A 13,914-nucleotide genomic window follows, 5' to 3' on the forward strand; every position below is an offset into this window, starting at 1 on the left:
GGCCGCGAGGCCCTGACGGCGATCGAACCGGCCCTGCAGCGCCTCAATGCGGCGCGTCCGACCGCAGTCAACCTGGCCTGGGCGCTGGCGCGGATGCGCCGGGCGCTGGCCGGCGCCGGCGGCGACTGGCGCGAAGTCCTCGCCCGCGAGGCGCAGGCGATCGCCGACGAAGACCTGGCTGCGAACCGGCGCATGGGCGCGCTCGGCGCGGCCCTGATCGAACCCGGCAGCGGCGTGCTGACCCATTGCAACACCGGCTCGCTCGCGACCGCCGGCTTCGGCACCGCGCTCGGGGTGATCCGCGCCGGCGTCGCCCAGGGCCGCATCGACGCGGTGTTCGCCGGCGAGACCCGGCCCTGGCTGCAGGGCGCACGGCTGACCGTGTGGGAGCTCGAGCAGGACGGCATCTCGCCGACCCTGATCGCCGACTCGGCCGCTTCGCACCTGATGAAGACCGGCAAGGTGCGCTGGGTCATCGTCGGCGCCGACCGCATCTGCGCCAACGGCGACACCGCCAACAAGATCGGCACCTATCAGCTGGCCATCGCCGCGCGTCACCACGGCGTGCGCTTCATGGTCGCTGCGCCGTCGTCGACGGTCGACATGGAGACCTTGTCGGGCGATGCGATCGAGATCGAAGAACGCGACCCGGGCGAGCTGTTCGCGGTCGGCGGCACCCGCACCGCAGCCGAGCGGGTCGGCGCCTGGAACCCGGTGTTCGACGTGACTCCGCACGAGCTGATCGACGCCATCGTCACCGAACGCGGCGTGATCGAGCGCCCCGACGAGGCGGCGATGCGGGCCGCGTTCGGCGGCTGAATCGAGCCCGGCGATGCGCCGGCGTTTGCGCCGGCCGCGGCTGCGGCCGCTTCCACCGCAGGCGGGGCGATGAACCTGCCCATGCCGGTCGCTTCGGATCTCGGCGATCGCCAAGCGGGGCGCATCCCGCCGGCCTGGGCTGCGAACGGTAAAGGCCTCCTCGCCGAGCGTGTCTGCGCCCCGCAGACGCTGGTGGCGGCCGTCCTGGCTGCCGCCCGGCGCCCGGATTCCGCGCAGACGCAGCGCAGAGGTGCGTGGCGGGCGCCCGCGCCCAGGTCCTTGCCGGCGGCTCGCAGCGGCACCGCCGGGCATCCGCAGCGAACGTTTCGCGCGGTGCATCGACAGCCCTTGCCGGGGCCTGGACGGCCGTTCCCAAACCGGCCGGATCGGGCCCGCGACGGCCGCCTTGCGACCGATGCTGCAGCGCAGCTGAAAATCACATCCAAGTGATTGTTTCTGCCCGGGAATCAGGTCCCCGTGAAACTGCGTTTCGTGGTATGATTTCCAGTCACTTTATGCCGCCCCGAGCGAGCTGCAGGACAGGCCCGCTGGGACCCTGTTTGCGGCGTTCCGACAGGAATGCCGATGCCGTTCGTCCGGGGCGTCCGAATCACCGCACGCAACGGAACCCTGATGGCCGAACTCGCCAAGGAAATCATCCAGGTCAATCTCGAAGACGAGATGCGCCGCAGCTATCTCGATTACGCCATGAGCGTGATCGTCGGCCGCGCGCTTCCCGACGTCCGGGACGGCCTCAAGCCTGTGCACCGCCGCGTCCTTTACGCCATGAGCGAGCTGGGCGCTCACAGCAACAAGCCGCATTTCAAGTCGGCGCGTATCGTCGGTGACGTGATCGGTAAGTACCACCCGCACGGCGATCAGTCGGTCTACGACACGCTGGTGCGCATGGCGCAACCGTTCTCGCTGCGTTATCTGCTGGTCGACGGCCAAGGCAACTTCGGTTCGGTCGACGGCGACTCCGCCGCGGCGATGCGTTACACCGAATCGCGCATGTCCAAGCTCACCCACGAGCTGATGGCGGACATCGACAAGGAAACCGTCGACTTCCAGCCCAACTACGACGAGAAGGAACTCGAACCCACGGTCATGCCGACCCGGGTGCCGCACCTGCTCGTCAACGGCTCGGCCGGTATCGCCGTGGGCATGGCGACCAACATCCCGCCGCATAACCTGTCGGAAGTGATCGACGCGACCATCGCCCTGATCAACGATCCGGAGCTCGATGTCGACGCGCTGATGGAATACATCCCGGGCCCGGATTTCCCGACCGCCGGCATCATCAACGGCACCGCCGGCATCATCAACGCCTACCGCACCGGCCGCGGCCGCGTGCGCATGCGCGCGCGCGCCGAGATCGAGGTCAACGAGAGCACCGGCCGCGAGGCGATCGCGGTCACCGAGATTCCGTACCAGGTCAACAAGGCCCGCCTGATCGAGAAGATCGCCGAGCTGGTCAAGGAAAAACGCCTCGAAGGCATCAGCGAGTTGCGCGACGAGTCCGACAAGGACGGCATGCGCATCTTCATCGAGGTCAAGCGCGGCGAATCGGCCGAAGTGGTGCTCAACAACCTCTATCAGCAGACGCAGATGGAATCGGTGTTCGGCATCAACATGGTGGCGCTGGTCGACGGCCGCCCGCAGCTGCTGAACCTCAAGCAGATCATCGAAGCCTTCATCCGTCACCGCCGCGAAGTGGTGACCCGCCGCACCATCTTCGAGCTGCGCAAGGCGCGCCAGCGCGCGCACATCCTCGAAGGCCTGACCGTCGCGCTCGCCAACATCGACGAGATGATCGAGCTGATCAAGACCTCGGCGAACCCGAACGAAGCGCGCGAGCGCATGCTCGAGAAGACCTGGGAACCGGGCCTGGTCGGCGCGCTGCTCGGCGCCGCCGGCGCCGAAGCCTCGCGTCCGGAAGACCTGCCGGCCGGCGTCGGCCTGCACGACGGCCGTTACCAGCTGACCGAGGTCCAGGCCACCCAGATCCTGGAAATGCGCCTGCACCGCCTGACCGGCCTGGAGCAGGAAAAGCTCACCGAGGAATACAAGCTGCTGCTCGACGCGATCCGCGGCCTGATCGAGATCCTCGAGAATCCCGACGTGCTGCTCGAAGTCATCCGCACCGAACTGCTCAACCTCAAGGAAGAATTCGGCGACGCGCGCCGCAGCGAAATCCGCGCCAGCGAAGAGGATCTCGACATCCTCGACCTGATCGCGCCGGAAGACGTGGTCGTGACCCTGTCGCATTCTGGCTACGCCAAGCGCCAGCCGGTCAGCGCCTACCGCGCGCAGAAGCGCGGCGGCAAGGGCCGTAACGCGGCGGCTACCAAGGACGAGGATTTCATCGACAAGCTGTGGCTGGTCAACACCCACGACACCTTGTTGACCTTCACCAGCGCCGGCCGGGTGTTCTGGCTGTCCGTGCACCAACTGCCGGATGCCGGCCCGAACGCGCGCGGCCGCCCGATCATCAACTGGCTGGCGCTGGAAGCCGGGGAGCAGGTGCAGGCGGTGTTGCCGGTGCGCGCCTACGACGACGATCACTTCGTGTTCTTCGCCACCCGCAACGGCACGGTCAAGAAAACCCCGCTCAGCGAGTTCGCCTTCCGTCTGGCGCGCGGCAAGATCGCGATCAACCTCGACGACGGCGACGCCCTGGTCGACGTGGCCCTGACCGACGGCCAGCGCGACGTGATGCTGTTCGCCAGCAACGGCAAGGCGGTGCGGTTCTCCGAGAGTTCGGTGCGCGCGATGGGCCGCACCGCGACCGGCGTGCGCGGCATCCGCCTGGCCGAGGGCGAGGAGGGCGAGGGCAACGCCTTCGTCGTCAGCATGGTGGTGATCGACGGCGACGGCGACATCCTGACCGCCAGCCAGCGCGGTTTCGGCAAGCGCACCGCGGTCGAGGAATATCCCTGCAAGGGCCGCGGCACCCAGGGCGTGATCGCGCTCAAGACCACCGACCGCAACGGCGCCCTGGTCGGCGCGATCCAGCTCAGCGATCACCACGAAGTGCTGATGATCTCCGACGGCGGCACCCTGGTGCGCACCCGCGCCGCCGGCATTTCGCAGGTCGGCCGCAACACCCAGGGCGTGACCCTGATGCGTCTGGCCGAGAACGAAAACCTGCAGACCATCGAGCGTCTCGACGCTTCGCTGGACGACGTGGAAGAAGGCGGCGAAACGGGTTTGCCGGCGCTGCCGGGCGATGCGATCGAGGCCGCTGCGGCCGCGGACGCGCAGGAGCCTTCCTCGCCGGAGGCGTGACGCCGGCGACATGACCGGCCAGGAAAACGCCGCCTTCGGGCGGCGTTTTTTTTGCCGTGCCGATCGCTTGCGGCACGCCCGCGGCATCGCCCGCGGGCGGCCTGCTCTGGACGACGATGTGTCCACGAAGGTGTCTGCGCGCAGTCCGCGCGCGGGCTGAACAGGCGCAAGCTGACGCCGCGCTGACGCCAGGCTGACATCCGGGACGAGTTTGCGCACGGACGCTCAATTCGCGCGCCCACGGTTGCGACCCGCGAAGCGCCGGTGCTAGCTTGGCCGGCACCTCCGCTTCGGATTCCGCGATGAACACAGTCATCCGTTCGACTCTGGCCAGCCTGACGTTGCTGGCCGGCGCATCCTTCGCAGGCGCTGCCCTGGCGGCACCGGTCACCTACAAGATCGACCCCACTCATACCTATCCGAGCTTCGAAGCCGACCACATGGGCGTGTCGGTGTGGCGCGGCAAGTTCAACAAGTCCGAAGGCACGGTGGTGCTGGACAAGCAGGCCGGCAGCGGCACGGTCGAGGTCGTCGTCGACACCAAGAGCATCGACTTCGGTCTGGATGCGATGAACGAACACGCCAGCAAGGCGGATTTGTTCGACAGCGCGAAGTTTCCGACCGCGACCTACAAGGGCAAGCTCGCCGGCTTCGTCGACGGCGCGCCGACCCGGGTCGACGGCGAGCTGACCCTGCGCGGGGTGACCAAGCCGCTGAGCCTGAAGATCGCCAAGTTCAAGTGCATCCCGCATCCGATGCTCAAGCGCGAGCTGTGCGGCGCCGACGCCGGCGGGAGTTTCGAGCGCGACCAGTTCGGCATGGCCGCCGGCAAGGAGTACGGCTTCAGCATGAAGGTGGATCTGCGCATCCAGGTCGAGGCGGTCGCGGCAGAGTAAGCGACCCGCGCCGGCCGAACCGGCGTCGGGCCGCGCATCCGTCCAATGCGGTGCCTGCAGGCGTCGCACCGGTCGATGCCGAGGCGCTCCGGCGTCCGTGGCCGCGCCGCGGCCTGCGTCGTCCGGCGTCGAAAGCGAACTCTGCCGTGTAGCCCCCGGCCTGCGTACGGGTTCGCTAGGCGAGCCCAGGCCATGATCACGCGGCGTTTCCAACGGCCGGGTTACTGCTGCACGGCCCAGTCGCGAGGGGCGCGGCTATCGCTGCTTCCTGCGCAGCGTCGCTGCCGAGTCTTCGCCATGGCGATGGCGGGACCCGGCATTCGGGCGCGGTCATGCGGTCGTGGGGACGCAGCTTGCGAGTCGAACCGGTTCGTCGCCGGACCGGTTCGTCCTTGAAACCGGGGACTGTCCCCGCTAGGAGGAGTCATGAGTTACGTCGATGGTTTCGTGTTGGCGGTACCGAAGAAGAATCTCGCCGCCTATCGCCGGCTCGCCAGCAAGGCCGGCAAGATCTGGATGGAATACGGCGCTCTGCAGTACGTCGAGTCCGTCGCCGACGACGTCAAGCCGGGTAAATCCACCTCGTTCCCGCAGGCGGTGAAGCTCAAGCCGGACGAGGTCGTGGTGTTCTCGTGGATCGTGTACAAATCGCGCGCGCAACGCGACCGCATCAACAAGAAAGTCATGGCCGATCCGCGCCTGGCCGACATGATGGACCCGAAGGCGGTGCCGTTCGACAGCAAGCGGATGATCTTCGGCGGCTTCAAGTACGTGGTGTCCTACTGAGCCCGAGTCGGCCCGCATAGGCGCTGCGGCCCGCCGCCGCACAGAAAACCCCGGCCTGAGCCGGGGTTTTCCTTGTCCTCAACCGGACGCGTTCGTGGCCGGAGCGATCCGGATCAGAACGTGATGCTCCAGGTGTCGATACGGCCGACGTCCGCATTGGCGTTGTCGTTCACCCGCAGCTTCCAGGTACCGTTCAGCGGTTCGCTGGACAGATTGAAGGTGAAGGTGCCGCTGAGGTTGTCGGCGCTGCCGCCGGCGCGGTTGCTGATGTTGTACAGCGAACCATCCGGAGCCACCAGGTCGACCTTCAGGTCGCCGCGGTAGGTGTGGATGATGTTGACCGACACCGAGGCGTTGGTCGGGGCATTGCCGGTGCGGCCGGACACGGTGATCGGGCTGTCGACGGTGGAGTTGTCGTTGATCGCGTAGTCGGTGCCGTTGGTGTACGTCGTGCCCGGACCCGGGCCCGGGCCGCCGGGGCAGTCGACGCCGACGCTCAGGAACGCGGCCGAAACGTCGGCGACGGCATAGCCCAGATCCGTGGCGGCCTTCTCGACGCCGCAAGCGCCGTTGTTGAAGTCGGTGCTCGGAGTCCAGTAGTCCTTGTTCGCCTTGGCGAAGGCCTTGAACGCCTTCGGCGTATCCCAGCCGGCCTTGGTGGCGAGCAGGTAGAACGCCTTGTTGTACACGCCGGACGAGTAGTGCACGTCCATGCCCGAGGTGTAGTTGCTGGCGTGACCGATCGAACGGCCGTCCTGCGGCGGGTTGGCCATGTAACGCAGCGCGCCGGTGCCCTTGAAGATCTGCGCACCGACCAGGAAGTCGTTGGTACCGTTCATGAAGAACTCGGCGGCTTCGCCGGCGATGTCGGAATAGGCTTCGTTGATGCCGCCGGACTGGCCCGAGTAGATCAGGCCCGACTGCTGCTCGGTGAAGCCGTGCGAGACTTCGTGCGCCGACACGTCCAGGCTCACCAGCGGATAGAACGTGGTGCGGCCGTCGCCGAAGGTCATGGCCGAGCCGTCCCAGAACGCGTTCTCGTAGCTGTTGCTGTAGTGGACGCGCATGCTCAGCTGGAACGTCAGCGGCGGCAGGCCGACGTAGCTGTTGTACATGTCGAACACGACCTTGCCGAAGTAGTGAGCGTCGTTCAGCGGCGAGAACGCGCCGTTGATCGCCTTCACCGTGTTGCGCGGGCAGGTGAACGAGAACGCCGTGCTGCCGCTGGTGCCGTGATTGAGGTTCACGGTCTTCACGTTGGCGTTGTTCATCGTGCAGGTGCTGCCGCTCTGCGTGACGTCGTTGAAGCCGAAGTTGGTGCCGTATTCGTACTGGCCGGTCTTCTGGTTGCCGCCGGGGCCGGTGCCGACCAGCGCGTGGTTCAGGCCTTCCCACTGCTTGAGGACCTTGCCGCTGTTGGCGTCGACGATCACGAACGGACGCGTCGGCTCGCCGCCCTGGGCGGCATCGGCGAAGTAGTTGACCACATAGGCCATGTGGGCGCGGCCGTTGTCGTCGATGTAGATCATCTGACGGCTGCTTTCGTTGCGGGTCTGCAGGGCGCCGACGCGCTTGCCGAGGCCGGCGCTCTTGGCCACGCTGAGGGCCTGAGCCTGGCTCAGCTTGGGGGCGGTGGCCGGCAGTTCGGCGGCGAGGCCTTCGACCGAACGGCCGAACAGGGCGCGCACGTTGCCGCTGGCGTCTTCGCTGACGACGACGTGTTCGCCGAAGATCGGCACGCCGCGGAAGCTCTGCTGATAGCGGTAGTTGCGGTTGCCGTTGTCGTCCTGGCTGCTCTTGAGCACGCTCAGGCTGGAGTTCGAGTCCAGCGCGATCAGCTCGGCATGACGAACGTTGGCCTTGGCCGCGGCGCCGGACTTGGCGACGGCGGCCTGGTACTGCTTGTTGAGTTGGTCGACGTTCTTCAGGTGCAGGTCGACGCGCTGAGCGGCGCCTGCTGCCCCGGAAACGAGCGCGAAGGACATGGCGATGGACAGGGCATGCAGGGTCGGTGATACGTTGCGATTCACTGGTATTACCCCCGAAACGAGTGTGGATGATGGCCGCGGGCGCGGCCGGCTCATTGCTCGTGCATCCGTTCCCCCGTAGCCGGACACTCCAGCCGCCGTTCGATCGCGTTTTTGGGCGGGTGGGTGGGCAAGCTCCGTGCGGATACCGCGCCGACGTGCGGCGTGGCGGAAGGACGCTAGGGGCGGGTCAAAAAATCCGTCAACGCACGCTACGAAGATCACAGTGCGAATGCGACGTGCACGCAGGGCCTCAAAAATTGATTTCTTCTGAAATCGTTCTGCGATCAGGCTCGGCGCGGCGAGAGGCCGCGTTTTGTGAATATTCTCGGGTGTAATAATGTTGCAAGAAAATTGCTGCCATGCAGCAACTTATTGCGTCCCGTCGCTAGGGAGATATTGCGCGATTGCGTTTTTATAATGTGACGCCAGTTGTCTTTGCGGGTTTTCAATAACTGTCCTCGTCGCGGCCGCAACGGCGAAGATAAGCGGCGGTTCGGCGCGATTTCGCAGTTTTTAAGCGGCCTGAATATTTCCATCCCCCGCTGTGACACGGGTCCGGGTGATTCTGTAATCGCGCTCGCACAAGCCTGTTTATTATCTTTTGGCATAAGCGTCGCGAATCGGCCGGTAAAGCGGGTTCGGGCTCGGCGCGGGGCATCGATTTTCATACTTGGCAATCGTCCGGTTTCTTCGAATCGAATCGCGATGAATCGAGTCGAATCGAATCAGCCGAGCCAATCGAAACGGCGGGCGAGTTTCCACCATCGGTCGATGCGGCGGTGCGCGCATGGCCGGCTCCCATGCCGCCGCCGCGCCCGAGGTCTTCGCTTCGGCGGCTTGGGACTCGGCTTGGCATCGGCTTGGCATCGGCGGCTTGAATCGGCGTCCGCCCGACAGGGGATAGGCGCCGACCGGCGCGCCGCCGCAGTTCGCAAGCCGCGCTTTCGTGCGTTAGCCGGAACGATGGGCGAGCGCGGCGCGCAACCGCGCTCGCAGGCGCGGCTCCGGGGATGATTCTTTGAGCGCCGTCGCACTCTATACTGCGCGCATCAGCGTGGAGATCTTCATGGAACGAGTGAGTTCGGCGACGAAAGGAAACGTGCGCGCCCTGGTGGCGCGCGTCCTGTGGATGCTGTTGGTCGCAACCACGCTGGCGGCGGTCGGCTGCAAGCGCGACACCGCAGGGCAGCTGCCGGAGATCAGCGGCGAGGCGATCCAGGCCAAGCGCGACGCGGTCAAGGGCTTCGCCCTGGTCGCCGCCTATCCGGACCAGAAGCGCGACGAACTCGCGATCGCGCTCGAATTCAGCCAGCCGCTGGTCGGCACCCAGAGCTTCGACGAACTGCTGTCGGTCGCCGACAAGAACGGCGCGGCGGTGCAGGGCAGTTGGGTGCTCGACGAGGACGGCAAAGTGCTGCGCTTCCCGCATGTCGAAGCCGGCAAGGACTACGTGGTCACCGTCAAGGCCGGGCTGACCGCCGCGGCCGGCGACCGGATCGGCCAGCAGATCAGCAAGCCGGTGCATACCGGCCCGCTCGACCCGGTGGTCGGTTTCGCCTCGCAGGGCAGCGTGCTGCCGGCGCGCGACAGCCGCGGCCTGCCGGTGGTGTCGATCAACGTGCCCGAGGTCGACGTCGAGTTCCTGCGGGTCAAGGAAAAGGAACTGCCGAAGTTCTTCTCCGAGTACCAGCGCGGCGGCCGCCGCGGCAGTTGGGACCTGGAGCGCGACTGGGACGACAAGAAGCCGCTGTCCAAGCTGGCCGAGCCGGTCTACGTCAACCGCTTCGTGCTCGGCGGCAAGCCCAACGAACGGGTGCTGACTTATCTGCCCTTGCAGGACATCAAGGAACTGCAGGAGCCGGGCCTGTACTTCGCGGTGATGAAGCGCGCCGGCCAGTTCAAGGACGAATTCGAGACCGCGTTCTTCACCGTCAGCGATCTCGGCCTGCACTCGCGCGCCTACAAGGACAAGCTGTTCGTGCACGTCGCCTCGCTGCAGGCCGGCGAAGCGGTCAGCGGGGTCGAACTGAAGGTGCTCAACGCCGAAGGCGAGCCGGTGTTGAAGGGCCAGACCGACAGCAACGGCAACGCCATGCTCGGTTACAAGCTCGATGCCGGCCACGTGTTGATCGCCCAGCGCGGCAGCGACGTGTCGATGTTGCCGTTCAATCAACCGGCGCTGGACCTGTCCGAGTTCGCCGTCGCCGGCCGCGAACAGGCCTGGTTCGACGTGTTCGCCTGGTCGGGCCGCGACCTCTACCGGCCCGGCGAAACCGTGCGCCTGTCGGCGCTGTTGCGCGACCAGGACGGCAAGCCGGTCGACAGCAAGGGCAAGGCGCCGCAGCCGGTGTTCCTGCGCTACGTGCAGCCGGACGGCAAGACCTTCCTGGAAACGCGCCTGCAGCCCGACGCGCAGGGCTATGTGCGGCATGCGCAACCGATTCCCGCCGACGCCGCCACCGGCCGTTGGCGGGTCGAATTCCGCACCGACCCGAGCAGCAAGGAAGCGGTGCAGGGCATGAGCCTGCGCATCGAGGAGTTCCTGCCCGAGCGCCTGAAGCTCGAACTCGACGCGCCGGCGGTGCTCAAGCCCGGCCAGCCGTTCAAGCTCGGCGTCGATGCCGCCTATCTGTACGGCGCGCCCGCCGCCGGCAACCGCTTCACCGCCAAGCTCGCGGTGATGATCGAACAGCATCCGCTGGAGCAGATGCCGGGCTATTTCTTCGGCGACCCGACCGTCAGCCTGCCAAAGGAAGCCAAGGACGTCGTCGACACCAGCCTGGGCGCCGACGGCAAGCTGCAGCAGGACATCGCCTTGCCCGACGAGGCCAAGCCGGTCAGCCCGATCGCCGCGATCGTCACCGGCAGCGTCTACGAGACCGGCGGGCGCAGCGTCAACCGCAGCCTCAAGCGGGTGCTGTGGCCGGCCGACGCCCTGGTCGGCGTGCGTCCCCTGTTCGACGACAAGGAGGGCACCGACGCCGACGGCAACGCCGGCTTCGAGATCGCCCGCGTCGGCAGCGACGGCAAGCCGCGCCCGGCGACCGGCCTGCGCGTGACCCTGGTCCGCGAGCATCGCGACTATCACTGGAACTACGGCGACGAGGGCGGCTGGGATTACGACTTCACCCGCCGCTACGAAGACATCGAGGTGCGCAACGTCGATGCCGGCGCCGCGCCGGTCAAGCTCAGCTTCCCGGTCGAGTGGGGCGAGTACCGGGTCGACGTCTACGACCCGGCGACCAAGCTGACCACGCGCTATCCGTTCCGCGCCGGCTGGAGCTGGGACGACCAGAACCGCGGCCTCGACGCGCGTCCCGACAAGGTCAAGCTCGCGCTCGACAAGACCGCCTACCAGGCCGGCGACACCCTCGAAGTCACCCTGACTCCGCCGCACGCCGGCCCGGGCCTGCTGATGGTCGAGAGCGACCGCATGCTGTACGTGCAGTCGATCGACGCCAAGGCCGGCAGCAAGTTCAAGATCCCGGTGACCGCCGAGTGGGAGCGCCACGACGTCTACGTGACCGCCCTGGTGTTCCGCGGGGGCAGCGCGCCGAGCAAGATCACTCCGGCGCGCGCGGTCGGCGTGGCCCACGTCAAGATGGACCGGCGCGAGCGCAAGGTCGCGGTCGGCCTCAACGTGCCCAAGCTGATGCGTCCCGAGCAGGACTTGCCGGTCACCATCAGCGCACCGCAGCTCGCCGGCAAGGACGCCTACGTGACCGTGTCCGCGGTCGACCTGGGCATCATCAACATCACCCGCTTCCCGGTGCCGGACGCGGCCGCGCATTTCTTCGCTCAGCGCCGCCTCGGCGTCGACGGCTACGATGTCTATGGCCGGGTGATCGAAAGCTACGAGGGCGAAACCGCCAAGATCCGCTTCGGCGGCGACATGGCGCTGCAGGCCCTGCCGCAGGCGCGGCGCCCGACCGCGCGGGTGCAGACCGTCGATCTGTTCGCCGGGCCGGTCAAGCTCGACGCCAAGGGCATCGCCCGGGTCAAACTGGCGGTGCCGGACTTCAACGGCACCCTGCGCGTCTCGGCCCTGGTCTATGCCGGCGGCAGCTACGGCAACCGCGACGCCGAAACCGTGGTGCGCGCGCCGGTGCTGGCCGAGGCCAGCACGCCGCGCGTGCTCGCGCCCGGCGACAAGAGCAACGTGACCCTGGACGTGCAGAACTTCACCGGCAAGCCGGGCGAGTTCGAAGTACGGGTGGAAGGCATCGGCCCGCTCGGTTTGTCCGACGGCGAGCACAAGCTCTCGCTCGGCGTCGACGCCAAGCGCACCCTGACTTTCCCGATCGTCGCGCGCGAGGGCTATACGACCGCGCAGGTTCGGGTGCGGGTGGACGGCAACGGCTACAAGGTCGATCGCCGCTACGACGTGCCGGTGCGTCCGGCCTGGCCGTCGGTGCTGCGTTCGCGCACGCGCGTGCTCGACGAACTCGGCACGGTCCAGCTCGGCGCCGACTTCGCCGACGGGCTGATGCCCGATTCGGTCAACGCGCGCATGGTGATCAGCGCGCTGCCGCCGATCCCGTTCGCGAGCGCCTTGCAGGGCGCACTGGAATACCCGTACGGCTGCGCCGAACAGACCACGAGCAAGGGCTATGCCGCGCTTGAGCTCGACGACGCCACCGCCAAGATGCTCGGCGCCAAGGGCCTCGACGCCAAGCAGCGGCGCGCGCGCATGGAAGGCGCGTTCGGCCGCCTGGCGGCGATGCAGATCGGCTCGGGCCACTTCTCGATGTGGGGCGACGGCGACTACGTCAACCCGGCGATCACCCCGTACGTGGTCGAGTTCCTGCTCGATGCGCGCGACGGCGGCTTCGCCGTGCCGGAGGCGATGCTGCAGAAGGCGCTGAAGGTGCTCAACGAGGACTTGCTGTCGGGCAATGCCTCGTTCTACGGCTACGACCGCCGCGAACATCTCAAGTTCGCCTATCAGGCCCACGCCGGCTACGTGCTCGCCCGGGTCAACCGCGCGCCGCTCGGCACCTTGCGTGCGCTCTACGACAACGACCGCAAGCAGAGCCTGACCGGCCTGCCGTTGGTGCACCTGGGCCTGGCCCTGTCGCTGCAGGGCGACAAGGGCCGCGGCGCCAAGGCGATCAAGGAAGGCTTCGCGCGCGATCCGGCCGACCGCCCCGAGTATCTCGGCGACTACGGCAGCCGCTTGCGCGACGACGCCCTGATGATCGCGCTGGTGCACGAGCACAAGCTGTCCAAGCCCGAGTACCAAGCGCGCGTGGTCGGCATGGGCCGCGAGCTCGATGCGCGCCGCAACAGCGGTTGGCTGTGGCTCAGCACCCAGGAGCAGGTCGCCCTGGCGCGGCTGGGCAAGGCCTTGATGGCCGACCAGGCCAAGCAGATCTCCGGCCGCTGGACGGTCGGCGACAGCGCCTCGGACGCCGACCCGGCCAAGCTGATCGGCCGCGTGTTCGACTACGCCGCGCTGGCCCGCGGCGTCAGCTTCAGCCCGAGCGGCCAGCCACCGCTTTACGCGAGCATGGAAATCGCCGGCGTGCCGCGCACGGCGCCGGCCGCCGACAGCTCGATGATCGAAGTCGGGCGCAAGTACTACACCACCGAGGGCAAGGAATGGTCGGGCGGCGGCCTGGTCGAAGGCGAGGCGCTGATCGTGCAGGTCACGATCAAGGCCCATCGCGCGATGCCCGATGCGCTGCTGACCGATCTGCTGCCGGCCGGCCTGGAGATCGAGAACTTCAACCTCGGCGACGCCAAGCAGTGGGCCGGCGTGGTCGTCGACGGGATCGAGATCTCCGAACGCAGCAGCGCCGCCGAAGTCCGCCACGAAGAGTTCCGCGACGATCGCTACGTCGCCGCGCTCAAGCTCGAGCAGAACCAGACCGCGCGCGTGTTCTACCTGGTGCGCGCGGTGACGCCGGGCACCTATACGGTGCCGCCGTCGCTGGTCGAGGACATGTACCGGCCCGACCTGCGCGGTGTCGGCAAGGCCTCGCCGGCGTCGCTGACGGTGCGTCAGCCTTGAGTCGAGGCAGGGCGGCGGGAAGCGTTTCGCTTGCCGCCGCGCTGGCCTGGCTGCTCGCGGCCTGCGCGGCGCCGACCGCGCC

The 13,914-nt window shown here is 67.5% G+C and carries 6 protein-coding genes; 5 read left to right on the forward strand and 1 reads right to left on the reverse strand.

The window, feature by feature from the left end; all coding sequences use genetic code 11:
• The 4 genes from mtnA to ACSAMQ_RS17275 all read left to right on the forward strand — a co-directional run.
• Positions 1–819: S-methyl-5-thioribose-1-phosphate isomerase (gene mtnA, locus ACSAMQ_RS17260; RefSeq protein WP_435396841.1), on the forward strand; the 819-nt coding region annotated here is incomplete at its 5' end.
• Positions 820–1,452: 633 nt separating this feature from the next.
• A complete protein-coding gene (gene gyrA, locus ACSAMQ_RS17265; RefSeq protein WP_435396845.1) occupies positions 1,453–4,107 on the forward strand; it encodes a DNA gyrase subunit A in 2,655 nt (884 codons plus the stop codon).
• A gap of 302 nt (positions 4,108–4,409) precedes the next feature.
• On the forward strand, positions 4,410–5,003 hold the full coding sequence (locus tag ACSAMQ_RS17270) for a YceI family protein (RefSeq protein ID WP_435396842.1): 594 nt from the start codon (positions 4,410–4,412) through the stop codon (positions 5,001–5,003).
• A 426-nt stretch (positions 5,004–5,429) separates the two neighbouring features.
• On the forward strand, positions 5,430–5,789 hold the full coding sequence (locus tag ACSAMQ_RS17275) for a DUF1428 domain-containing protein (protein ID WP_435396843.1): 360 nt from the start codon (positions 5,430–5,432) through the stop codon (positions 5,787–5,789).
• A 113-nt stretch (positions 5,790–5,902) separates the two neighbouring features.
• On the opposite strand, the gene ACSAMQ_RS17280 is transcribed toward ACSAMQ_RS17275, so the two are convergent.
• A complete protein-coding gene (locus ACSAMQ_RS17280) occupies positions 5,903–7,819 on the reverse strand; it encodes a M4 family metallopeptidase (RefSeq protein ID WP_435396844.1) in 1,917 nt (638 codons plus the stop codon).
• A 1,129-nt stretch (positions 7,820–8,948) separates the two neighbouring features.
• Here ACSAMQ_RS17280 and ACSAMQ_RS17285 point away from each other — a divergent pair.
• Entirely contained in the window at positions 8,949–13,832 is a 4,884-nt protein-coding gene (locus ACSAMQ_RS17285; RefSeq protein WP_435396846.1) for an alpha-2-macroglobulin family protein, read from the forward strand.
• Positions 13,833–13,914: the final 82 nt, after the last annotated feature.

Source organism: Lysobacter sp. 1R34A, assembly GCF_051217035.1.
Lineage (GTDB): Bacteria > Pseudomonadota > Gammaproteobacteria > Xanthomonadales > Xanthomonadaceae > Lysobacter.

Bases quoted from the DNA above. Each gene is read 5' to 3' on its own strand.
- gyrA (WP_435396845.1), top strand. From the start codon at position 1,453: ATGGCCGAACTCGCCAAGGAAATCATCCAGGTCAATCTCGAAGACGAG.
- ACSAMQ_RS17270 (WP_435396842.1), top strand. From the start codon at position 4,410: ATGAACACAGTCATCCGTTCGACTCTGGCCAGCCTGACGTTGCTGGCC.
- ACSAMQ_RS17275 (WP_435396843.1), top strand. From the start codon at position 5,430: ATGAGTTACGTCGATGGTTTCGTGTTGGCGGTACCGAAGAAGAATCTC.
- ACSAMQ_RS17285 (WP_435396846.1), top strand. From the start codon at position 8,949: ATGCTGTTGGTCGCAACCACGCTGGCGGCGGTCGGCTGCAAGCGCGAC.